Genomic DNA, 24,265 nt, shown 5'->3' with positions numbered 1-24,265 from the left:
GGAGAAATCATTTGACTATTATAGAAGCTTTTTCATGGATGAATATCCGCTTCTTACTGGATGGACTTCTCGTTACAGTAGAAGTGGCCGTACTTTCAATTATTTTCAGTTTTATTATTGGAGCCATCTTAGGATTGCTTCGGTATATGAAGATACCAATTTTTTCAAAAATCGTCGGGGGCATTGTTGATTTGATTCGTAACTTGCCTTTATTACTGATCATCTTTTTTACTTACTTTGCTTTACCGCAAATTGGCATACGTTTAGACATCTTTTGGTCAGCAGTAGCTGCGATGACGATTTTTGAATCTGCTATGCTGTCAGAAATTATGCGAGCAGGTTTAAACTCTGTTCCTTCTGGACAAATGGAAGCTGGACGTTCTACCGGTTTAACGTATCTTCAAACGCTATGGATAATCATTATTCCACAAGCATTTAAAGCTATGGTTCCTCCAATCGTCAGCCAACTCGTATCTTTGATTAAAGATACCTCATTAGCTACCATCATTTCCTTACCAGAATTAACTCATAATGCTCGAATCATTTATGGCCAAAACACGACTTATGTGATTCCGATGTTTATTGCCTTAGCATTCTTCTACTTTATTATTTGTTACGCATTATCAAAAGTTGCTAAACGCTTTGAAACAAAATTATCTTAATTAAAAAAAGCTGTTCACTAAAACTAATTTTAGTGAACAGCTATTTTTTTTCTTATATTTCAGTTACGATAGAAAAAGATATTGAAGAAATGAGAAAGGATCTTACTATGACTCCCTTTACTGAACGTGTAATCCGTATTATCCAATCTATTCCAAGCGGAAAAGTTATGACTTACGGTCAAATAGCAGCACTTGCTGGAAACACTCGAGGTGCAAGACAAGTCGCCCGTATTCTCCATTCCATGAGCCAGAAGTTTGATCTGCCTTGGCATCGTATTGTTAATGCTAAATGTGAAGTAGCTATCAACAATGCTGAAGGGGCTTTTACTCAAAAAGATCGTTTACTTTCAGAAGGCATAATCTTAACACATTCCGGAAAAGTGGATTTAGTGGTTTACCGTCACCATCCCACTACTGAATTAATAGTTGAGAATCAATAAAAGTTATTGCGGAATATTTTTATACAAAAACACGTTAGCTTCCGAGATATTAAAATTCATTTTTTGGTAAAAATGATAAGCTGGTACATTTTTATCCGTTACTAACGTGATTGCTTCTAATTCTTTTTTCTGACAGTAGTCTTCTAAATGTATCATCATTTCTTTTCCCACACCTTTTTGTTGACACTGTGGATGAACGTAGAATTCATCCACATAAACTTCATCTCCAGACCAAAATGTTCGTTCAACCCCGAATAATGCACCAACAATGGTAGACTTATCCACATAAACAAAGCCAAACGAACGTTTTCGGTGTATAAACTCTTGTAGATGACTTTTAGCAGTATTTTTTGTCCACTTTTCATCCCATGGTTTGCTGTTATACACAGTTATCAACAATTCTGCACACAAATCTAAATCAAACTCAGTCAATTCTCGAATTTCCCCATTTTTCTCTTTCAAAAAAAACTAACCTTCTTCCATTATTAGCATATCATTCTCATCAAATTTCCAACTCGCACTATAGGCTACTTCCCAATGATAGCCATCTAAGTCTTGAAAATACCCACTATATCCGCCCCAACTAACCTTCTCAGGTTCTTTAACGATTGTTCCACCATTTTGTTTTACAAGAGTAACCACCTCGTCTACTTCCTTTTCTGACTTTAGGTTGCAGGCTAGTGTGATTCCATTAAATCCTCTTTCTGGAATTACTGGCGGAACTGTTTTATTAATGTCTTTTGCTAAATCTTCAATTGGAAAAAGCTCTAATTTGCTGCCTTGATTATTGAAAAATACGATAGCCGGTTCTTCTACTTTTTCATAGGTTTTAAAACCTATACGTTTATAAAATCTTAAAGCAGCTTTCATATCTCTTACCCCTAGACAAATTAAATTAATGCGATTCATTTTAACCCCTCCTATTAGCTTATTTAAAACTTTTTATTGAGAGTGAAAAAAGCTTATTTAAGTCTTCTAACTTAAATAAGCTCATAAGTTACAGTGTTTCAATTAAAAATTGATCTTCTTTGGTTAATTCAAAATCAAATAACTCTAAATTAGCTACTTGATGCTCTTTGTTGTGAGATTTAGGAATAACCACAACCCCTCTTTGGATTTGGTAACGCAATAAAACTTGTCCCCAATTTTTTCCATAATTTTCAGCAATTTTATCTAATGTTTCTATTTGTTCTTGGGTAACTTTGCTTAACGGTCCCCAAGCTTCTGGTACAATATTATTACTCGTTAAATAGTCAATCAATTCATGATTCCATGTATGTGGATTAGATTCAATTTGATTTACTACTGGCTGAATCCGAGCAAAGTTACGCACCGTTTCCAACATATCAATGGTAAAATTGGATACTCCAATTGATTTGATTTTCCCATTATCCACAAATGATTCAAGAACTTCCCACGTTTGCTGCAATTTTTCATCATCTTCAATCGGATGATGGATTAAGTACAAATCAATATAATCCGTTTGTAAATTTTTCAAACTGTTTTGTATAGTTTGGTTAATTAATTTTTTTGAACCAATATACGCTTCATCTGAAGGAATTTTTGTAGTGATAAAAAATTCTCCACGAGGAATGCCGCTTTCAAAAATAGTAGCTCCGACACCTTCTTCATTTCGATAAGAAATTGCTGTATCGATCAGCCGATAACCAGCTTGAATTGCAGACTTTAATGAGCTAAAATCGTTAGTCAAAGCTCCATTGTATTGATTACCTTCTTTTCCATAAGTATTCGTTCCTGTTCCAACTACTGGTATATCTACTCCATTTGCTAACGTAATCATTTGCATTGAATCACTCCCTTAAAAAGAATATCTACACTACCAATAATAATGATTCTATTGATATTTAGTCAAGTTTAGACATTTTTTTCTTAGTGGCTTCAGGACTCAAATAAAAAACATCTCGCCTTTTAAGTAGCTAAAGGCAAGATGTTTGTTTTAAAGATTTAATTTGTTATTCAGCTACAGTTGTTTCTCCAGTTACAGTGCCTGCATCTAATACTGCAGAATCCATTAATTCTTGAGTAGCAAATGTAAGATTTCCTTCAATAGTTGAATCAGCAAGTTCGAATCCTTCAGCTTCTACTACAACATCTCCAACAAATGTTCCGTTTTGAATTTTAAAGTTTGGAGATTCAACAGTCATTGTTGGTGCTGTTAAAGTAAATTCATCTGTAACTTTGTGATCTTCATCTTGTGCATACAAAGCTAATTTACGGTAAACATCTCCACTTTCTTCCCCTTTATCATGGAAAGTTCCAGCTACAACGATGTCATCAGTTACTGTTACATCATCTGTTATTGCGTAGATCCAAGTTCCGTCTTCGCTAAGTCCAGCTAAAACGTCTGCTGGATCATTGCTGATTGAAGCAGTTGTAACAACTTCTGTACTTTCAACAGCTGAAGAAGCTGATGATTCTTTTTCTGCTGTATCATCGTTATTTCCACAACCTGCTGCAAAAATAATAAGTGATGCACAAGCTCCTAAAAATAATGCTCTTTTTTTGTTTGTTTTAATCATAATGTATCCTTACCTCCAATTTTTTTTATGCGTTTCCAAAGCTATCAATACCATTTTATTATGAAGAATTGATCCGCCTTAACAACTACAAATATAGTGTACAACATCTTTGTGAATTATTCAACTTGTATTTGTTATTTAAATAATTTTTTTTTTTTATTTTGTGTCAAAAATAGTGTTTTAAGTAAATAAATCATCGCTTCTTTTCTTTGCCCCTATCAAATTGTGCTTCTTTTTCAACTTGACCATCATGATTATATCGAATCCATTCACCATTTTTCAGATCATTCTCTAAGTATCCAATCTGCCACAGTTCTCCACTTTTGCGGTAAAATTCCCAGTTTCCTTGCATCTTTCCATCAAAAGGACCGCTTGCCTTTATTAGTCCATTTTCAAAATAATGTGTACGTATCCCATCTTTAGTCACTTGCTTGATTTGTCCATTTTTATAATATCCTTCCATAGTGTTCCTCCTTGTGAATAAATTTCAATTCTTGCCTATTATAAGCTATACTTATTTTTAATTTTCTTCCTGTTCCAAAATAAAGAAACTATATACTAGTTCTATTTTTTTATCTAATGTAACTACTAAATGATTGATAAAGTGCGACAAGGAATGTACGAAAACGCCATCTTCTGCTACATTGAATACAATAGGCGAAACATCTCCAATTTGTTTTAATTTAAGAATAATAGCAACTTTCCCATCTGTATTTTCAAGTGATTCTACTCTATCTAATCATTCAATTTTTCAACCATAAGCTAAGTTATCTGTTTTTGTTGAGACATCTTTTCGACTAGTCAATACAAAGTTCGCTTCTCTTAAATCCTTTTCATATAATATAACTTAAATCCAAAATTTCCCCAATAATGAACTATCTATCCTTAAAAAATTACTAAAAATAGGACCCCAAAAATTAAATATAACTTTTGAGGTCCTCTATTATTTACTAGTATCAAATTAACTTCCAATATACTCAAACACAAACTCTTGGACTTTTTGTTTATAAGCTTCTTTATTTTGCACGTAGGAATCCGCATGATCAGCGTTAGGTGCAATATATAACTCTTTAGGAGATGAGTTAGCTTCATATACATCATACACCATGTTCGTCGGCACAAATGTATCTTCTGCCCCATGGATAAAAAGCATCGGAACTTTATTCTTTTTTATTTGTTCTACTGTATCAGCTTCTCCAAACCAATATCCAGAACGAACTTTTGTCACTAAACTGGTAACTGGAATCAATGGAAATTCAGGTAAACCGTACATATCGTTCAATTGATATGCCAGCTCGCCGTTTAAAGAGCTATACCCACAATCTTCTACAATTACCTTAACATTATCCGGCAAATCTTCTCCACTGACATTCATTACCGTGGCTCCGCCCATACTGATTCCAAACAAGGCTAATTCAGCATCTGTGCCTACTTTATCGATCATCAATTGGATCCACTGCAAGTAGTCTTTTCGTTCATGCCAGCCAAAGCCGATATAATTCCCTTCGCTCTTTCCATGTCCACGAGCGTCTGGCACAAGTACGTTAAACCCCATGTCATGGTACAATTTAACATACGGTGCCATTTGTTCTAGGTTGCCTGCATACCCATGGGCCAAAATGGCTACTTTTTTAGAAGCAGATTCGCTTTCAATGTAAACCCCAGAAAGATTTAATCCATCAGCTGACTCAATCGAAACTTCTTCACGCTCTACCTCACCGTACCATCTCTTTTCTTCCAACCATGGATCTTCAGGGTCGTAATCTCCATCCACATCTGTTGCTTCTATAAAGTCTTTTGGATTTATGGCTACCGCTAGATCATAAAAATAATTCCCAGCAAATCCTAATCCAATAATAACCAAAGCCACCAAAACAACTAAACCTATCCCTATTTTTCTTTTCATTTACTCACACTCCACTAGTTTGTTGATTGAACCATCTAACCATTCAGTTTATTTTACGTTTTTTTTATATAAATGTGAACCACTAAAGAATACAAGGCTGAGTAAAAGTCTTAACTTCATTTTCATGAATACACTTTCTACTATGGTTAGAAAAAAGCTCTCCTTACACAGTTGCCTGCTAATTCTCTAAAAGTTTACGCAGTTTAAGGGTTGTATTTCGATTTCTGATTGTTACCTTTTTATAGAAAGGTTGACTGGATAATTTTGAATAATAGGTCTTACTGTAATTTTGTTTAAAAGAGGAGGACCAAAAGATAACATGTTCTCCAATATAGATTTTTTCATAGGTGGTTTCAATAGACGATAAGAGTTCAACAATTTCTTTTTTATTCACTGAAGGCAATAAAAACAAAGCATTGTGCTTGTAGTCTTCATCTTCTCCCCACCAAAATGGAATACTTGCTAATGCTGCTTGATACTTTTCATCAGAAATAATCACGACTTTAATGGGATAAGAAAAGTGATCCGATAAGATTTTTTGACATTTTTCTAAAACATCCTGTTCACTGTCTTTTTCACTTTCAACAATCAAATTACCGCTATTAATATAAGATCTGACACTTGTAAATCCAGCATTGACTAGATACTGTTTCAAATCACTCATTAGAACTCGATTTTTTCCTCCAACATTGACTCCTCGTAATAAAATAATAAATTGCATATGACTACACCCCTCTATCTGTTTAGGTCATCCCCCTTAACTCTATTCATTATTTAAGGAGTACTCCATATAAAGTCAGCAACTAACTTATCTACTTGCGTATTTTCATGTAGTTGAATATGAGAAGTCTGTGATCCAGTAACGATTTCCTCACGATAACTCAGTTCAGTTGTTTGCATTAAATAACCAATGGACAACCCGCTTCTAATCGAAACTGTTCCATCTCCTTCTGACCCATCTTGCAGATTTCCAACGATGTTTAACATTTTAGTCATTCTAGGGTATTGTTTGATTCCTGTAGTAAAATCACTATACCGTTCGCTAGTTACTAAAGGACCACTTTGCTTTAAATCATTCAAGGATTGCTCTTCATTACCTGATACAAAGTCATTGAAGGGAGCGCCTATCGCTACAAATTTAGTGATTACCGGCAATGTTTTATCATTTCCATATGTGACTAGATAGCGAAAACTACTTACTCCGCCCATAGAGTGCCCAACTAAGTTAAATTCATTTATTTGATACACAGTCTTTAAATAAGTTAAAACATCTTTGATCCACTCTGCTTGATTCCATTCATTATTCTTATTATCTGCAAACAACACTTGGATCATTGGATTATTTGATTCATTTTTCCATTCACCAATTTCAGAAATAATACCATCCGGCTGAACGGTTAGTGTTAATTCCCTCTTTCCCCATCTATTTTCTTCAAATCGAGAAAGCATTCCGTTAAAACTGCCTGCTGTTCCTCCATAACCATGGATAAAAAGCGTCGGAACTGCCGTTTGATTGGTCGTTAATGGATCTGAAGAATCAATTTTGGAACTTATTTTTTCACTTGTATTGGTTGACTGTTCCTCATTAGCTGTTTGATTTTCACTAATTGATTTAGTGTTTTCACGGTTTCCACAACCCATGACTATAATGCTTAACAAGATAACTAAGAAAAGAACATAAACCTTCTTTTGCATACATTACCACTCCTAACTGTTTCTAACTTTAATAAACCATATTATTAAGTATAAAGCAAAAATCACTTTTTATTTCCAAGAAAATAATTTCTTTTTTTGTATAGTTCATTTTAGTAAGGGCTTTTGATATAATAAAAAAAACGTGTTATGTAATTAACAGAACGAATGATAAACATAAGGAGAATGCCTAAATGATAGAATTCAAAACTGTTTCAAAATCCTATAACAGTAAACATGCATTAAAAGAAGTCTCTTTTACTATCCGTTCAGGAGAAATTTTTGGTTTAATTGGACATAACGGTGCTGGAAAATCGACCGCCATCAAATCGTTAGTTAGTATCATTGAACCAAGCAAAGGCACTATTTTGGTGGATGGAGAAGATATTGCAATTAACCGTCTTGCTATAAAAAAGAAAATCGGTTATGTTCCCGACTCTCCGGATATGTTCTTACTTTTATCAGCTATGGAATATTGGGATTTGATTGCTGTTGCTTACGAAATTCCCGAAGAAGAACAAGACAAACAACTATTAAAGTTAATGAATTTATTCGATATGGTGGAAAATCAGGCTAGTATGATTAGTTCTTTTTCACATGGGATGCGTCAAAAAACTTTTGTTATAGGTGCCTTACTATCCGATCCAGAAATCTGGGTGTTGGATGAGCCAATGACGGGATTAGATCCACAAGCAGCCTATGATTTGAAAGAATTAATGAGGCAACATGCAGCAAAAGGGCATACTGTGTTGTTCTCCACTCATGTATTAGAAGTAGCACAGCAACTTTGCGACCATATTGCGATACTCAAGAATGGTGAGATTTTGTATGATGGAACGGTTGAGGAACTGCAAGCGGAAAATGAAGACCAATCACTGGAGACGATTTATTTGAAAATGGCAGGGAAAACTCCAGCGGAAGAAGAACAACCTAGCAGCGAGATTGATTTGGCTTCTCCAGAAAGGAGAGGATGAGAGTGCGGCTGCAACATATCAAACAGCTGGCTAAAGTAAATTTGGTTTCTGCTAATCCTCATATGGTCGAGAAAAAAAGGACGGCATCTTCATCTCCACCATACATCGCCGTTCTTTTGCAAAGTGGTCTTATGTTGTTTATATTTTTTCTACTGTATAGTTTTATGTTTTTTTTCATAGATTTTACTCAGTATCCTGGTATGTTTTCTACTTATATTGTGATGTTCATTGTCATGGCTGTCCTACAAGGGTTTTATTTAGTTTATAATTTATTTTATGAGTCAAAAGATCTCATTCATTATCTTCCACTGCCTTTCAAAGGGAGTGAAGTTTTCACTGCTAAATTGGCTGTCCTTGCACTAATGATATTACCGTACTTGATTCCAATCTTATCTTTATTTATTCTGTTAGGACAGGATGCTGGTCAGTCTATCCTCATCACTATTACCGTTTCCTTGTTTTTATTTCTATTACTGATAGTGGTGGTTTTTTTCTTTTCAGTGGTTTTGGTTCATCTGATTACCAAACTAGCAGTGTTCAGAAAGAATAAACAAGCTGTCACAACGACTCTTTATACTTTGTCTAGTTTAGGAATGACGGCTGTCATCCTTTTTTTCTCTTCCATGGATCAAGAAGCTGATATTCCCTATGGCCAAGTCTTACCTGACTATCGAGTGATTCCTTTTGTTCAATACTTCCATCAGGTCTTATTGAATCCACTCAACTTGAATGCTTGGTTTGGTATCACCTTATGGATTGCGCTACTAGCTTTTTTAGCGATGATTGTATTTAAATGGGCCGTACCCGGATTTTATCGGGAAGAAGAATTGGATGTAAGAGATAGACAAAAAAAGGCAAAAAACAAAAAAAAAGACAACTCAATTGGTTTAGAAAAACCTTCCGTTTCTGTTAATCGAACCTTATGGAAATATAACTTTGGACTTATTCAAGATGGTACACTTATCATGCAACATTTGAGTTCAAGTATTGTTTTTCCTATCATCATACTATTAGGTCCAATTTTTACAAATGGGATTTATTTAGGAGATATGACTTTGCACTATTGGGCTTTGTTTCTCTTTGCAGGATTCGCCTATGCTTTTCTTACATTGAGTTCGACTTCTATTGTTGGTGTTATTATCTCACTAGATAGAGAAAACTTTATGTACCTAAAATCCTTACCTTTTTCGATGAAAAACTACTTAAAGCAGAAATTTTTATTCGCTTTTGTAGCGGAAGCTCTTCTCCCTCTTATTTTAGGGATAGTCTTTATTTTCATTGCAAAACTACCTTTACTTTTGGGAGTACTGTTTTTAGCTGGAATAATCATCGGGATTTTCATACTCTGTCACTATTACTTTGCTCGTGATTTCCGTCTATTATATTTGGAATGGCAGAATCTTACAGAATTATTCAACAGAGGAGGAGCATTCATTCAATTTGTTAGTCTTTTTATTTCACTCATTATCGGACTATTATCTATTCTACTTATTGGCTTCTTATTAAATAACTTAACTCCTATCTGGCAAACAATTGTCTCTGTGTTAACAGCTGCTATCCCAATTATGGCATGTGTTGGTACTGTAAAATGGTACAACAAACGCTTCTGGTCTCGTTTAAGTGATTAATTTACGATTATACGACAAAAGTAAAAAACGGATGGTCGCATTTAAGCTGCCATCCGTTTTCCTATTCTCAAGTTTTTAAAATTTTTTCTATCTGACAAACCCATTTTTAAAATTATCGTACCAAGCTTCTAACTCTTTTGGTTCATCAATTTCCAACAGTTGATATATTTCATAAGCAAACTCAACTGCAGCTGTTTCATTTGCGGTGATGATATTTTTATCCCGAATCACTTGTGACTCCAGAAAATTTGATGATCCCTTATATTCATCTTGCGCTTCAAAAAAATCAAAACTGTCCCCAGTATGTTTAACTTGATTCAGTAATCCATGACTGCCAAGAAAAACAGTTGCTCCACAAATTGCTGCTATTGGAATGTTTTGGTCATGAACCTGCTTAATAAAATGAGCAATTTCTTCATATCGATTATCTTGCCATGAAAATCCACCTGGTAAGATGACCATAGCCAAATTCTTTAAATCAGTATACTCTTCAATTGAAAGATCAATTTCAGCGCGTATTCCACCAATAGAAGCCTTTGACTCTTTATCTAAAGCAATCGTTTTTACTGAATAGTGTGGAACAGAATTTACTTCAGCAATAGCATACGAAGCTTCCCAATCCGCCCATTTATCAGTCAATAAAAGCAATACGTCTTTCGTATTCATCAGGATACCACCTTTTCGATTATTAGTTAATTATAGCATATCCATCATTTCTTTCTTCTTATATTCATTCAACAAAATGAAGAATGTATTTTTTACATTTCTGCAATAGATGTCTTAAAATTATTTAGTACTACCGTATTATATTAGTTTTATACACTATTTTTTATTTAAGCAAAAATGCTCATTGACATCTTAATAATGGCAATGAGCAAGTATATAAGATACACTAAAAAGTTTTAATACTCAAATTGACGGTAGTAACGACGAATGTCTAAAGGATGACAGTTAAGTTTTTCAACATGTGCATCAACTCGTTGAGTCACACAGTGTGCCACCAAATGTGAAAGTCGACCGCGATATTTTTCACTAATTCCTTCTAAAGCATAATCTTTCGAGTCAATGATCGTATAATTCGCACAAATACGAGGCAATAATTTAGCTACCCGTTCAGATAATGAACGCTGTTCGTCTTCACCGATGAATAACGTAACTGGAGTTGTTTCTTCCACGATCTCTAATGTCCCATGTAAGAACTCAGCTGCATGGATTGATTTTGAAGGCAACCAACTCTGTTCTTCCCAATAACACATTGCATAAGAATAGACTCCTCCCCATTGGTTACCTGCGCCAATAAAGTAATGCATATCATCGTGCCTATGTTTTTCAGCAAATTCACGACCAAAATCGTCTGCTGATTTTTCAGCTTCTACTAATCCAATAGCCAAATGTACTTCTAATTCTTTATAATAGTCTTCATAATCATCAAATTCTCCATTACGGTACATGAATCGATCTGCCGCCATAAAAAACTTCAATTGTTCATTCTCTGGGTAACTGATTAAGTAGTCACCCATATCTGCTAAAGGAGTGTTTGGTAAATCTACAAAAGAAATAATCGTAGCACCTAGTTCTTTGATTTCTTTAACTGCCTTTACAACTTCTTGAGTCGTACCTGTTACTGAAGATAATATGACTATTGATCTATCCGTTAAGCGTTTGTTGCCTGTTGTATAATATTCAGCTGCATGTTGAACATACACGGGCAAATTACTTTTACCATTGATATAAGTAACAGCTTGCATGCTAGATGCATAAGTCCCCCCAATTCCTAGATAGTAGATGCTATCAAAGCCTTTTTCCCAGACTTCATCTACTATTTTTTCTACTTCACTTCGTAATTTTAAAGTTCCATTCACACTATTAACTAATTTAGGTTCGTCAAATTTTAGCATCTTTTTATTTCCCCTTTTTTTATATTTTACTTTTTAATACTTCATCAAAATCGTCAAAAATTCTTTCATTTAAATCTATTCCTTGGACTGTCGCAATTTGATAAGCCAGATATTGGAAAGGAATGATTAGTAATAAAGGACTAATTTTTTCACTAACATTTATATCTAAAGCCAAAGTATATATATCATCACTTTTATCTGTAGTAATAGTGAAAGAATCTTTAACATATTTTCTCATATAATTTCTTAACGCTATCGAACGTTCCATAAAGTCGTTATTTGTTTCAATGTAGAACAGAGTATGGTTTTGATTAGCTTCGAGATAAGGTCCATGCATATAAGCTTCTAATTCAAAACCTTGTGTCGGTTTCCTCACTGTTTCAGTAAACTTAGTTTCAAATTCTTTTGCTGTACCCCAGTTAGGACCGTAACCCATTGCAATAAAACGTTGTCCTGATTTAAAAGATTGCTTATGAGTTTCAAAAAAGTTAATAGATTTATCAATCACGCTATCAATGCTCATAACTGCTGAACGAATATTGTTGAGCTCGAGTGTTACTTTTTCAACTGTTAAGAAAGACGATATCTTGGCAACTTCTAAGGCTACTAACATGAGATTTAAGACTGTTGCTGAATACCCTTTTGTGACAAAACCAACTTTTTCAATCCCCATATTTAAATCAAAGACAGTGTCAACTACTTTAGTAATAGGACTAGTAATGTCGCTTGTGATAGCAATTGTTCTAATATTTCCAACTATTTTTATTTTTTCAACCGCTTGAATCGTTGATGTGCTTTTACCACTTTGTGATACAGCAATTACTAAATCAACCTTAGGATCTATTTTTCCATAATGCAAGAAATTGAAAGGCTCTTGGATATCGATATAAATAGATGCCGTACTTTCCATATAGTACTTTGCAGCTAAACAAGCATTGTAAGAAGATCCTGTTGCTAAAATTAAGCAATGTTTTACGTCTACCAGCTGTTTTTTATCAATGTTAAATTCATTAAGAATAGTTGTTAAACTAGCTTGTTCTTCTACGATATAATCTAGCATTGTTACCATTATAACCCTCCTAAAAAATTCCAATCCAAGATCCTAAGATACCTACAACAGCCATTCCACCTAAAATCATTAATGGCTTAACCTCTTTTTTCAATAAATAAAAGACGATTCCAAATGCTCCTAAAGGTAATAATCCTGGCATAATATTATCAAAAATACTTTGTACAGTTACTGCACCATCTCCAGTACCAATTGAAAGCGGAATAGTAATGTCGATTAATGTTGCTGTCATAGCACCAACAACCATTAAACCAATAATTGAAGCCCCTAAAGTTAAACTATCCATCATTCCATTGCTTTGTATTTTCTTTAAGAATCCGGTTCCCAATTTATAACCCCAATTAGTAAATAAATACCGTAAAATAAGGTGAGGTACATTAAAAATCAATAGAAATAAGATGGGTCCTAAAATGTTTCCTTGTAATGCTAATGATGTTCCAATACCAGTCGCAATTAAACGTAAGGTACCCCAGAAAAATGAATCCCCAATACCCGCTAAAGGGCCCATTAAAGATGTTTTGATACTATCGATTGTCTTTACATCAAATTTTTCATCCAACGTATTTTCTTCTTCCATTGCTGCGTTAATTCCAAGAATTAACGTAACAATATGAGGTGTTGTATTAAAAAATTCTAAGTGGCGTTTTAAAGCACCAGACATTTCATCTTTAGTCTTATATAATTTTTTTAAAATTGGGATCATCGCATAAGCATATGCCATATTCATTTGACGCTCATAGTTCCAAGAGAATTCCATTTGGAAAGAGCGCCAGAATACTTTATTTAAATCTTTTTTTGTTATCCTGTTCTCTTCTTTTGACTTAGAAGTCTTCGTCATCGTCGATAACCTCCCCATTTATTGTTTGTACTCCGTCAGTTTGTCCTTTTCTAAAGTTCATAATATTTACAACAATGACCGCTATGATTGCACCAAAAACAGCAATTCCAGTAACCGGAATATTTAAGTATGCTGCAACAATAAACCCTAAGAAGAAATACGGTGCCACCGCTTTATTAATTAATAGGCGAGCTAACATTGCGAATCCTAGTGCTGGGATAATACCAGTAGCAACAGATAACCCATGTTGGACAAATTCAGGAATCATATCCAATAAGCCTTTGATTGTATTGCTTCCTACTGAAAAAGAAATTCCAACAATTAAAGCAAGCATTAAAGATAAACCAAATCCTGCAGTTAAATGCATCCGTTCAACGCCTTTATAATTCCCTTCACTTGCGTAGCGATCTGCTTTGTTATTCATAATTGGAATCAATAACCCTAAATAAACATTTTTAAAAATCAACGTCAATGTAGCAATTGGAAGTCCTAATAATAGAGCAGTTTCAGTACCAGCACCAGCCGTAATAGCAAAAGCAGTTCCTAAAATACCACCTGTTACAACATCTGGTGGTATTGAAGCACCTACTGAGAATGAACCAATGAAAGCTAACTCTAAAGTAGCTCCCATGATAATACCAGTATTAATATCACCTAATACAATTCCAGTAAACAAACCCGTCACAATTGGACGAGATAATAATGAAGTTCCTAAAGCATATTCAGATTGGGCAATAAAAGCCACAATTCCCAGAAGGACAGCATGCATGATCATCTATTTTCTTCCTTTCTTTTAAAGAGCATTTAATGCAGCAACTTTTTTATCTGTTGGTACTTGACGAATTTCGACTTCAATTCCTTTATCGACTAATTCTTTTATCAACTCTTCTTCTTCAAGCGTAATATTAATCGCTTTAGAAATATTTCTTGTACCTTCACGTACCTTTATACCTCCTAAATTGATTTGTTGGATTTCTGGGTAAGCTTCTGCTAATCTCTTTGCATCTTTTACTGATTCCACAACAATAAACAATTTGTATTTATCTGTTACGCCGCTTTTTAAAGCTTGAATAGAGTCTTCGATACTTTTTATAACTAACTTTACACCTTGTGGTTTAGCTAACTTAATCGTTGTTTTACGGATATCATTTTGTGGAACATCGTCATTAGCAATTAAAATACAATCTGCACCTATATTTTGTGTCCATGAAAAAGCTACTTGGCCGTGTAATAAGCGATGATCTACACGTAATAATTTAAGCATGTTATTTGCCTCCTTTAAAATTCTTCTTCTTCAGTTTTATTTTGAATCGTTTCATTACAAAATTGAATTGTCGATGTTGAATTAACTAATGACTGTTTAATCATTTCCGGAATTGAATCAGCGAATTCCAATCGGGTCATTAATTCGATTAATAACGGTAAATTCATTCCTGCAACTAAATAAAAATTTGGGGTATAAATATAGTTTAAAAATTCATTATTTATACTACCGCCAAAAATATCGGTTACAACAATCAATTCATTTTCTTTGTTTAAGTCCATAAGTACTTTTATTTCTTCGATTAAATTGTAATCAGCTGTCATATAAGTATCAATAGTTGTGATTTTATCGTTTTTACCACAAATTAGTTCTAATGAACTTAAAATTCCCGATGCAAAATTTCCATGACTGGCTAAAATTAATTTTCTTTCCACCTTTTTTCACCTCTCTTATATCTATATATATGCAAAGAGCGTGCCAAATATAGTGGCACGCTCTTTGTGATTATTAAAATTCTTCTTCAGTTAGTGATACATCAAGTTTTTGGAAAATGATATCATGGATATAAGCTAATTCAGAATCAGGAATCTTGACACTGTAGTTTTTCTCTATGACACTAAACGCTTCTTTGATTTTTTTTAGCTGTTCTTTTTGACACTGATTTGTAAACCTTTCCCAACTATAGTTTTCAATTGTCTCATTACGGATTAGCCGTTCAATTAAACAACTAATATGAATGTACAAAGCAAGTTTACTCTCATTCGCAATTTGCTGTTCTGTTAGTTCTTCAAATATGCGCATAAACAATTCAACTTCGTACATGACTTTATCACTATCGAGAATGGTAACCGAATCAATAACTTTTTTTAATGAAAAATTACGAATCATACGATTATTAAATTGTTCATTTTCTTCTTGAGTCATGACTTTTTTTAGCCAATCAGAAAGATGTTGCGTTCCTTTTCCAGAAATTAATTCTTCAAGAGAAAGATATGGAATATCATTGATTGCCGGATTAGCGGTTCCGATAATACCAACAACATCATATAACGAAAAGACCGGTTCTTTCTTTTTATGATTATGCAATGTTTCATAATCATAAGGTATTACTTTTAAATGGCTTGTTGCTGGCAAACTTTCTTCTAATAATTGACTAATTTGTTTTGCCGTTCCAATTCCTGTAAAACAAGTCGTCAGCAAAGCCTTAATTTTATTTTCTTGAGGATAGATTAATTTCCAATCCTGTTTGAGATAACTTGCCGAGTGGACTGCTACATCAGCAAGACTCAGTTCTTTTTGAATATTTTCTCCAACAGCAAGTGCTAAAGGTGTTGTGACATTATTCATGATCATAATAGGAGTTATCAATTGTTGTGGAAAATATTCATAAATTTCTTTTAATGAACCCATATCAACTAAAATAACTAAGCCATTACTGATATCATTTTTCTCTGAATAATCAACAATTTCTTCAGCAATTTTTTGTGGCGTAGTATCAAGTGGCATATCAAACGATTCAAAAATATTTTTCCCTAACATATTGTTGGCAACATTTGCAATACTACTGGCTGTAGCGTAACCATGAGCTACAATAATAGCTTTAGCGGATATAGATTCTCGGGATACTCCTAGTCGATTAAGATAGAGTGTAAGCAATATCTTGTCCATATCCGATACTTCAATATCTAATTTAGGTTGAATTAAAATAAGAATCCGTTCGATATATTGAAACTGTGTAGTATATGTCTGTGCTACTTTTTCTTTGAATTCCTTAATTAAACGAATTAATTCAGTACTTTCCGGCTGCCATCGGACACTACTGCGTTGGAAAAGATAGTAACTAATGGCATAAACTGTATTTCCATTAAACGTAATTTGATAAGAAGTCTCCATCTGCTTTAATGTATCGCGTACATATTGGGTCATAAATAAAAGTAATTCTTGTTTTTGTTCCCTATCTGTTTCAAAAATCAAGAAATTAAATAAATTATCTACTTCTTGTTTCATACTTTCTTCTGCTCCAGTTAAATTTGATCGATGAGTACTGAATGCAACTAATAACTTTTCGTAGGTATGAATGATTCTTTGTTGATCAGGGTTTTTTTGAATAATTAAGTTTTCTACCGTTGTTGACTCATCAATCAGCACACTTTCTTCCACGACTGCACTTGTGTTAAGTACAGTCTGAGATAGAAAATCTGGTGACAAATGATGTATGGCAATTTTTACTTCTGACTCTTCTCTTTGTAGAGAAAACGCATTTGCTACAGTTACTTTTATCACATTTTTTAGTTCGCCAATATTACCTTTATATGTCCCATTTTTTAATAAATGCAATACTTGACCGCTGACTAATAATGGATTTTTTATTTTTCGCTGCTCTTTAATTAAAAAATCATACACCATTTCTAAACGTTCGTTTTGTGTACGAGAACTTAAAGCAGGCAATTCAATTTGTACCGGAATCCGGCGAATAAACGTTGTTAAAAAGCTACTAGAAAGATCTTCTGTTGTGGCAAAGAATAAACGTGTTTTAACTTTTCGTGGATTATTCGGTTCACCCATCCGATAAATAATTCCTTGATCTAAATAGGTAAATAATTTTTCCTGTCCTTCTGCATTCAAACGATGAACTTCATCTAAAAATAATATTCCACCATCCGATTCTTCAAATGCTCCTTTACGATTTTCATCTGCTCCTGTATACGCACCTTTAACGTGACCAAATAACTGACTCGTTAACAACTCTGGGTTATTGGCGTATTGTGCACAATTCATAGTAACCAAAGGGACTTCTTCTTCGATTAAATCATTAGCCAAGCAAAATTGGTGAATAATCTTCACCATATAACTTTTTCCCGTCCCACTTTCACCTGTCAGCAAAACCGGCAAACCATTATCAGGATAATAGATGGCAGTCTTTAACTGTTCAATACTACGAGACAGACTTGCATTGTTTCCAATTAGTAACGAGAATAAATCATTTTTTTTGTAGAATAAAGGTTTTTCTTTTTTTACTTCTTCTAAGCTATTGTAAACAGTTTTAGATAAAAAATAAAATTGATTTTCAAAAGCTTCTTTGTGTAAAAAATAAACAGGACGTGTATTAATTTTGACAATAATCTCTTGTTCATTTAGTTGACTTAAGTAATGACTAACAGTATTTCTTTTTATTCCAAATTCTTCAGCCATCCTTTTAGCTGTAAAAATATCGCTTACATTAAGTGAATCAAAGAAGGCTGTTTGGTTTTCTAAATAATCTACTAATTTTTTCTTTAACATTATATTCACCTCAGTTTTATATTAGGTGAATAACCTAATAAGTCAATCTTTTATTGCTAATTTAACTTATTCACATATTAGGTACCTATTTAATATTTAAAAGTGTCTTTTTTGCAAAAAAACTCTCTCAAGATTAATACATTAGTGTTCTGCAAGGATTATCTTAGTATTTAATTATTTGTTAAAAGACTATAATTTTTATTTCTTCTAATTTTCTGTCAGTATACGTACCCATTCTTCCTGTGCATCTATATTATCTGAAACTTTAAAAATAAAATTTCCAACTGATTCAGCCTTTAGCTTAGTGATCCCGTCATAAACATATTCACTATAACCTGCACTGAAATTTGCTATTTCTCCCACTGTTCCAATCAACTCATAGATTGCTCCATTATCTCCTAATAAATATTTGTGCATAGAATAGTCTGTATTTACTATATTATGAAATCCTTCTGTAGTGGCCTGTGTTTTTAGGGTTTCATAATAGCTTGTAATCCCTAAAAGAGCTGTATAAAATACTACACCTCCCAAGGCATGTACTTCAAAAGCATCATATCCAGGTAATGTTTCATCTGGAAACAGTTGCTGAACTTGAATGTCTCCATCTTCAGTGAAAGCAGGACAGTCTCCTTTACTCGCGGCACCATGGTTAAAAAATAAGTCAGATACGGCCATCTCTCCAATTTTAAAACAACTCTATTTCACCCTTAAACTAATAATTCCTCAACATTTATTTTATCATATCCATGAGTTAATTAATTATAATCTACTTACTTTACACAACAATGATTGGATCAATAACATTCTTATACAAAAAAAGTCTAGAATTATAGACTTCTAGACTTACGTAATACTTTTTAAATCACAATTAACTTAGCATTATTATTTCTTTTTCTTAGTTTTTCTAATCTTCGTTTTCTTTTTCCCAATCGATTTAAATGCACGTTTTATAACCTCAAAGAAGCTTAAGGAATGGACCATATGACTTGGATCTACATATACTTGGATAGCTCGAAGAACTTTCTTAGGATCCTTAGATGAAAAGGTAAACGTACCAGATCTTTTTGTTTCAATAGCATAACGTGGTATCCATTTCCCTTTAAACATTACAGAAGCAATAACGTTCTCTACTTCTTCCCAAGGAATTTGAACAAATTTACGTTTGTCGCGAGAATTAAAGAACTCAAATCCCTTATCCCCAATCATAATTTTCCCATAATCCGTTAATCCTGTAAAAGCAGTGGCATCTATTACTAAATCTACTTTTGTATTAATTGATTCAACCATTCTATCTGCTCCATTTCATTTATCATCTTTTCATTATTATACGTTGTTTTAAGTGCTTAGAGCAATAAAAAAAGTGACTGAGATGATCCCAGCCACTTTTTATTGCGAATTAGTAGTGATTCAGAGATTTTAAACGACTTTTTAGTTGATCTTATAAAAGTCCGATTAAATGTCCACCGATTCCGACTACGAATAAGCCAAGAATAATAACGATTGGACTAACTTTTTTCTTAAGCAACCACATACAGAACATTGTTAAAGCCAATGCAGCTAATCCTGGAATCAATTGATCCAAGTTGTTTTGTAAAGTTGTTACTTTTATAGGTGAAAGCGCCAATCCTGAGTTGACTTGTTCAAAGGCTTGACGAATTCCTTCGCCACCCATTGGAAGTTCATCCCATTTGATGTATGCTCCTTCATCTAGTTGAACTCTGGAAACAACCGGTTGGAAACTGATTGAAACCCACCGCTGCACTAAAGCAGCTAATACGAACATACCTAGAATTGATGCACCTTTTGTAATATCTTGTAATAATCCACCTGAAAGATCTTCTGTGATTTTAGAACCGGCTTTATAACCGAATTCTTGTGTGTACCACATGAATCCCCAACGAATTAAGTTCCAAGCTACGAAGAAAATGATTGGTCCAAGGATACTTCCACCCATTGCTAATGATGCTCCAAGAGCACCTAACATCGGACGTACTGTAAACCAGAACACTGGGTCACCAACACCGGCCAAAGGACCCATCATACCAACTTTTACCCCTTGAATTGCTACATCATCAACTGGAGCTCCGTTTGCACGTTCTTCTTCAAGAGCTAAAGTAACTCCAAGAATTGGTGAAGCAATGTATGGGTGAGTGTTAAAGAATTCTAAATGACGTTTTAACGCTAATGAGCGATCCTCTTTAGTAGTGTATAATTTTTTAATTGCTGGAATCATTGCATAAGCCCAACCACCATTTTGCATACGTTCGTAGTTCCAAGAACCTTGAATGAACGTAGAGCGCCATGCTACGGCTAAGCGATCTTTTTTAGTTAACTGAATTTTTTCTGCCATGTCTCTTCTCCTCCTTCAGGATTAATAATCGTTTAAGATATCGCCAAGCGGGTCACCAGAGTTACTTCCGCCACCATTTGAAGAACCACCCATTTTAGAAAGGTTCAAGTAAATAAGAGCTAAAGCTACGCCTAATGCTCCAAGAGCAATAAGAGTTAATTGAGAAATTGCTGCTACTACGAAACCGATAATAAAGAACGGCCATACTTCTTTTGTTGCCATCATGTTGATAACTAATGCATAACCAACCGCAACGACCATTCCACCACCGATTGCCATACCGTCAGTTAACCAAGCTGGCATAGATTCTAAGAATGATTGAACTGTTTGTGCTGGGATGAATAAAAGAGCTGCTGCTGGAATCGCAATACGAATCCCTTGCATAGCTACGGCAGCCATATGCAACAGTTCGATTCTTTTGAAATTGCCATCTTCAGCTGCGCTGTCCATTAAATGTACGATAGGTACAGCTAATGTACGAACAACCATTGTTAAGAAAAGTCCTGCTACTGCAAGTGGAACCGCAACTGCGATTGCTGCTGGAACTCCAGCTGCTCCTTGTCCACCTAATACTAAAATGATTGCTGATGCAACTGATGCTAATGCAGCATCTGGTGCTACGGCTGCTCCAATGTTTGCCCAACCAAGAGCGATCATTTGAAGTGTTCCGCCAAGAATGATACAAGCTGTTAAATTACCTGTTACTAAACCGATTAATGTACATGCCACTAATGGTTGATGAAATTGGAATTCGTCTAAGATTCCTTCGATACCGGCTAGAAATGCAACAAGAATTACTAGAATAATTGATATTATAGACATAATAGGCCTCCTATTTAATTTAATATTATTTTATTATTTCATTATGCGCGTGCTAATTCATTTTTTGCTTTTTTAAGAATGTCTTCCATGTTGGCACGTGAATCATTTGGTACTTTACGTACATCAAATTTAACGCCTTTTGCTTTCATCTCTTCAAAAGCTTTTACATCTTCTTGTCCCATTGAAAGAACTTTACTTACAACCACTTTACCCACTGAGTGCGCCATAGAACCAACGTTAACTTCTTTAATGTCTACGCCGCCATCCATAACTCTAATAACATCTTGTGGATTTTCGAATAATAATAATGCTTTTGTGCCTCCAAAACGAGGATCTTTAGCAATTTCAATCATTTTACTGATTGGAACAACGTTAGCTTTAACTCCTGGTGGTGCTGCTTGTTCGATTAATTTCTTACGAAGTTCATCTTTAGCAACAGCGTCTGAAACGATAATAATACGGCTTGGTAACACAGATTTTGTCCATGCTGTAGCTACTTGACCATGTAGTAAACGAGAGTCTACACGTGTTAGAACTATTTTGATTTTACCATCGCCAACTACTGTTCCTGGTGGGATCGAACCTTGTACCGGTTCAGCAGTTGCACCTGCAGTTGTTGATACAGGTTCCAACTCTTCAGGTCTGATTCTCACACCCTCTTTTGCTGTTTCAATGATATGTGCTGCAATTTCTTGAGCTGAATTCATTGAAAGACGAGATGCATAAGCTTCAATTACCATTGGTAAATTTAACCCGGCAACGATTGCCCACTTCTCTTTATGTTCTTCAAACAAAGTGTTTGCTTGATTAAATGGAGTTCCACCCCATAAATCAACTAAGAACAATACTTCATCTTGATCATCAAACGAAGCGATTGCAGTTTTCATTTTTGCTTTAACGTCTTCTGGTCCTTCGCTTGGCATTAAGGTAATAGCTTTAACATTTTCTTGTTCTCCAAAAATCATTGCGCCAGATTGCAAGATGCCTTCAGCAAATTCGCCATGGCTTGCTAGTATAATTCCTACCATATTTCTACCTCCTAAATATTTTATTTCTATGTTTCTGATGAGACGAAACTAACAGAATCACTTCTTCATCATGTTTTTTTAGTTTTATTTCACTTGAAAAACACAACTCTTAAAGCTACAACACCGCCACCTTTCAATACCCTTTATCTAAACATGATAGCGTTTAGATTTTCCAACAAGATTATTGATTTGTCCATCACTTACTATATGCAATTTCTATGCCAACTTTAGTGTATCGTTTGAAACACTAGTAAATCAGTATTTATAAATGATACACAAACAAAAATTGATACACTTCTAAGTGTATCAATTTTTGTTTTGCATTCTATTCTTTTTTTATTTTTTAGTGTATTAGTTAAATTTATTTCTAATACACAAATTCTATTAAAAATCAGATTATAAAACGATTAAATTTTAGTGTTGACTTACTAATTTTGCAGTGTTATCCTAGCTTCACTAACCCATGAGAGGATGTCATTCCATGATATATTCATTCAATCAAACAGCTATTATTATTAGAATCAGGATTTAGACACTGCCATTTTTTGCAGTCGTTTAAATCCTATTCAAGCTTGTTTGGCTGAATGGGACTTAGGCCACCCATTCATTTAATGAATGGTTGTCCTTTTTATCTTTTTTATAGACATGATGCAATAGAAAAAATGCTTTATAAGAAAAATCATTTAGAAAAACCTATCCCTCCTCTACCGAGTTTAATCATTATACTAAAGAAAGAAGGAATTTATTATGCGTTTAAGTCAAGTTGTTCGTCCAGGTCCTGGCCAATTTTTTTGTAATTCCGGTACCTTAAACTATTTAGATCAAAAATTAACTTCTTTTACTAATCCTGTTATTATTACAGGTGAACAGTCTTATAATGCTTTTAAAAAACATTATTCTGGTTCTTTGGATTTACCAGTATTTTATTATGATGGATCAGCTTCACATGAAGACATGGATCGTCTTTCTTCATTAATAAAGGGAACGGACTGTGTGGTAGGAATCGGTGGTGGACGTGCTTTAGATACGGCTAAAGGTACCGCTGAACTATTAAAAGTAGAATATGTAACTATTCCAACGGTATTAGGAACTTGTTCGGCTTATACTCCCCTTTCAGCCGTGTATCATCCTGATCATACTTTCAAAGTAGTCGATTACTATGAAAAAGCAGCCTTTCTTTGTTTGATGGATCTAGATTTATTAGTAGAATCGCCTAAAAAATATTTTATGGGTGGAATTGGAGATACATTGGCAAAATGGTATGAAGCAGAAGGCATTACTCGACATATTGATGGCGATTTACCTGCTATGGTCCAAGTGGGTTTAAAAACTGCGAAAGTAACTCAAGAATTATTATTAAAAGATAGTACAGAAGCTTTAACAAATTTAGAAAATCATGAAGTAACAAGTGCCTTCAAAAGAGTTGCTGAAAGTGTTGTAGCTATCGCGGGTACCGTTGGCGGATTTGCAGGATAATATGGCCGGATGGCTGGTGCACATGCTATGCATAACGGAATGTCGCTTATTCAAGAAACGCATACTTTTGAGCATGGTATAAAAGTTGCTTATGGCATTTTAGTTCAACTATGGGCTTCCGGAGACGAAAAAGAAGTAAGGAACTTATTACCATTTTTCGAGTCAAATCATTTCCCACATCGTTTTTCCGACTTTGACGTAAAGACTGATTTTTCAAAAAAAGCAAAAAAGGTTGCTGAATTTGCTGCCTCTGATAAAGAGACATTCAACTTAGCTGTGCCTGGTGTAACCAAAGAAACTATTCTGGAAGCTATGAAGGCTGTAGAGAGTCTTTCTGAATCTGTTTCAGCGTAATAAAAAAGAGTGATATGCAGCTAAACTTCTGCACATCACTCT

At 34.3% G+C, this 24,265-nt stretch carries 25 protein-coding genes and 1 pseudogene; 5 read left to right on the top strand and 21 right to left on the bottom strand.

Going from position 1 to position 24,265, the window contains the following annotated elements; genetic code table 11:
• Positions 1–38 precede the first annotated feature (38 nt).
• Positions 39–662, top strand: a complete 624-nt coding sequence (locus ACKI3H_RS03230) for an amino acid ABC transporter permease (protein ID WP_350451260.1) — start codon at positions 39–41, stop codon at positions 660–662.
• Positions 663–769: 107 nt separating this feature from the next.
• Positions 770–1,102 carry an MGMT family protein gene (locus ACKI3H_RS03225; protein ID WP_407370842.1) on the top strand — a complete coding sequence of 111 codons (333 nt, stop codon included), beginning with the start codon at positions 770–772 and terminating at the stop codon, positions 1,100–1,102.
• Between the two features lie 3 nt (positions 1,103–1,105).
• Here the strand turns inward: ACKI3H_RS03225 and ACKI3H_RS03220 are convergent, their stop codons facing one another.
• The 8 genes from ACKI3H_RS03220 to ACKI3H_RS03185 all read right to left on the bottom strand — a co-directional run bounded on the left by ACKI3H_RS03220 (position 1,106) and on the right by ACKI3H_RS03185 (position 7,243).
• Positions 1,106–1,564, bottom strand: a complete 459-nt coding sequence (locus tag ACKI3H_RS03220; RefSeq protein WP_407370841.1) for a GNAT family N-acetyltransferase — start codon at positions 1,562–1,564, stop codon at positions 1,106–1,108.
• A gap of 6 nt (positions 1,565–1,570) precedes the next feature.
• Positions 1,571–2,011 (bottom strand): VOC family protein, encoded by a 441-nt coding sequence (locus tag ACKI3H_RS03215; protein WP_407370840.1) that lies wholly within the window; start codon positions 2,009–2,011, stop codon positions 1,571–1,573.
• A gap of 88 nt (positions 2,012–2,099) precedes the next feature.
• Positions 2,100–2,909 (bottom strand): aldo/keto reductase family protein, encoded by an 810-nt coding sequence (locus ACKI3H_RS03210; protein WP_407370839.1) that lies wholly within the window; start codon positions 2,907–2,909, stop codon positions 2,100–2,102.
• Positions 2,910–3,075: 166 nt separating this feature from the next.
• Positions 3,076–3,642, bottom strand: coding sequence for a polymer-forming cytoskeletal protein (locus tag ACKI3H_RS03205; RefSeq protein WP_407370838.1), 567 nt, complete (start codon positions 3,640–3,642; stop codon positions 3,076–3,078).
• Positions 3,643–3,835: 193 nt separating this feature from the next.
• A complete protein-coding gene (locus tag ACKI3H_RS03200) occupies positions 3,836–4,105 on the bottom strand; it encodes a toxin-antitoxin system YwqK family antitoxin (protein ID WP_407370837.1) in 270 nt (89 codons plus the stop codon).
• A gap of 498 nt (positions 4,106–4,603) precedes the next feature.
• Entirely contained in the window at positions 4,604–5,548 is a 945-nt protein-coding gene (locus tag ACKI3H_RS03195) for an alpha/beta hydrolase (protein ID WP_407370836.1), read from the bottom strand.
• A 178-nt stretch (positions 5,549–5,726) separates the two neighbouring features.
• A complete protein-coding gene (locus tag ACKI3H_RS03190) occupies positions 5,727–6,269 on the bottom strand; it encodes a DUF1697 domain-containing protein (protein ID WP_407370835.1) in 543 nt (180 codons plus the stop codon).
• Between the two features lie 53 nt (positions 6,270–6,322).
• The gene (locus ACKI3H_RS03185; RefSeq protein ID WP_407370834.1) at positions 6,323–7,243 is read right to left on the bottom strand and encodes an alpha/beta hydrolase; all 921 of its coding nucleotides are present in this window, start codon (positions 7,241–7,243) and stop codon (positions 6,323–6,325) included.
• Between the two features lie 191 nt (positions 7,244–7,434).
• Here ACKI3H_RS03185 and ACKI3H_RS03180 point away from each other — a divergent pair, with 191 nt between their 5' ends.
• Both ACKI3H_RS03180 and ACKI3H_RS03175 read left to right on the top strand, forming a co-directional pair.
• The gene (locus tag ACKI3H_RS03180) at positions 7,435–8,214 is read left to right on the top strand and encodes an ABC transporter ATP-binding protein (protein WP_407370833.1); all 780 of its coding nucleotides are present in this window, start codon (positions 7,435–7,437) and stop codon (positions 8,212–8,214) included.
• Positions 8,215–8,216: 2 nt separating this feature from the next.
• Positions 8,217–9,842 carry a hypothetical protein gene (locus ACKI3H_RS03175; protein WP_407370832.1) on the top strand — a complete coding sequence of 542 codons (1,626 nt, stop codon included), beginning with the start codon at positions 8,217–8,219 and terminating at the stop codon, positions 9,840–9,842.
• Positions 9,843–9,929: 87 nt separating this feature from the next.
• On the opposite strand, the gene ACKI3H_RS03170 is transcribed toward ACKI3H_RS03175, so the two are convergent.
• The 13 genes from ACKI3H_RS03170 to ACKI3H_RS03110 form a co-directional block, all read right to left on the bottom strand.
• Positions 9,930–10,508, bottom strand: coding sequence for a type 1 glutamine amidotransferase family protein (locus ACKI3H_RS03170; RefSeq protein ID WP_407370831.1), 579 nt, complete (start codon positions 10,506–10,508; stop codon positions 9,930–9,932).
• A gap of 236 nt (positions 10,509–10,744) precedes the next feature.
• On the bottom strand, positions 10,745–11,740 hold the full coding sequence (locus tag ACKI3H_RS03165) for an SIS domain-containing protein (RefSeq protein WP_407370830.1): 996 nt from the start codon (positions 11,738–11,740) through the stop codon (positions 10,745–10,747).
• 19 nt (positions 11,741–11,759) lie between these two features.
• Positions 11,760–12,809: an SIS domain-containing protein gene (locus ACKI3H_RS03160; RefSeq protein ID WP_407370829.1), complete on the bottom strand. Its 1,050-nt coding sequence runs from the start codon at positions 12,807–12,809 to the stop codon at positions 11,760–11,762.
• Between the two features lie 10 nt (positions 12,810–12,819).
• Entirely contained in the window at positions 12,820–13,647 is an 828-nt protein-coding gene (locus tag ACKI3H_RS03155) for a PTS system mannose/fructose/sorbose family transporter subunit IID (RefSeq protein ID WP_407370828.1), read from the bottom strand.
• On the bottom strand, positions 13,631–14,422 hold the full coding sequence (locus ACKI3H_RS03150; protein ID WP_407370827.1) for a PTS mannose/fructose/sorbose/N-acetylgalactosamine transporter subunit IIC: 792 nt from the start codon (positions 14,420–14,422) through the stop codon (positions 13,631–13,633). Before ACKI3H_RS03150 ends, ACKI3H_RS03155 begins: the two co-directional genes overlap by 17 nt.
• 18 nt (positions 14,423–14,440) lie before the next feature.
• Positions 14,441–14,911 carry a PTS sugar transporter subunit IIB gene (locus tag ACKI3H_RS03145; RefSeq protein WP_407370826.1) on the bottom strand — a complete coding sequence of 157 codons (471 nt, stop codon included), beginning with the start codon at positions 14,909–14,911 and terminating at the stop codon, positions 14,441–14,443.
• A 14-nt stretch (positions 14,912–14,925) separates the two neighbouring features.
• Positions 14,926–15,345 (bottom strand): PTS sugar transporter subunit IIA, encoded by a 420-nt coding sequence (locus tag ACKI3H_RS03140; RefSeq protein ID WP_407370825.1) that lies wholly within the window; start codon positions 15,343–15,345, stop codon positions 14,926–14,928.
• A gap of 73 nt (positions 15,346–15,418) precedes the next feature.
• On the bottom strand, positions 15,419–18,193 hold the full coding sequence (locus ACKI3H_RS03135; RefSeq protein WP_407370824.1) for a sigma 54-interacting transcriptional regulator: 2,775 nt from the start codon (positions 18,191–18,193) through the stop codon (positions 15,419–15,421).
• 207 nt (positions 18,194–18,400) lie between these two features.
• Positions 18,401–18,868, bottom strand: coding sequence for a hypothetical protein (locus ACKI3H_RS03130; RefSeq protein WP_407370823.1), 468 nt, complete (start codon positions 18,866–18,868; stop codon positions 18,401–18,403).
• A gap of 207 nt (positions 18,869–19,075) precedes the next feature.
• Entirely contained in the window at positions 19,076–19,480 is a 405-nt protein-coding gene (locus ACKI3H_RS03125) for a DUF956 family protein (RefSeq protein WP_407370822.1), read from the bottom strand.
• Positions 19,481–19,631: 151 nt separating this feature from the next.
• Positions 19,632–20,543, bottom strand: a complete 912-nt coding sequence (locus ACKI3H_RS03120; RefSeq protein WP_407370821.1) for a PTS system mannose/fructose/sorbose family transporter subunit IID — start codon at positions 20,541–20,543, stop codon at positions 19,632–19,634.
• A 21-nt stretch (positions 20,544–20,564) separates the two neighbouring features.
• Complete coding sequence (locus tag ACKI3H_RS03115) at positions 20,565–21,365, bottom strand: PTS mannose/fructose/sorbose transporter subunit IIC (protein WP_407370820.1); 801 nt, start codon at positions 21,363–21,365, stop codon at positions 20,565–20,567.
• 41 nt (positions 21,366–21,406) lie between these two features.
• Positions 21,407–22,393, bottom strand: a complete 987-nt coding sequence (locus tag ACKI3H_RS03110; protein WP_407370819.1) for a mannose/fructose/sorbose PTS transporter subunit IIA — start codon at positions 22,391–22,393, stop codon at positions 21,407–21,409.
• A gap of 747 nt (positions 22,394–23,140) precedes the next feature.
• Here ACKI3H_RS03110 and ACKI3H_RS03105 point away from each other — a divergent pair.
• Positions 23,141–24,223, top strand: a pseudogene (locus tag ACKI3H_RS03105) (iron-containing alcohol dehydrogenase family protein).
• The last annotated feature ends 42 nt before the right edge of the window (positions 24,224–24,265 follow it).

This window comes from Carnobacterium sp., from assembly GCF_045617425.1.
GTDB lineage: Bacteria > Bacillota > Bacilli > Lactobacillales > Carnobacteriaceae > Carnobacterium_B.
Note: the sequence above shows the minus strand (reverse complement) of the source record. Positions and strands in the feature narration are given on the sequence as shown.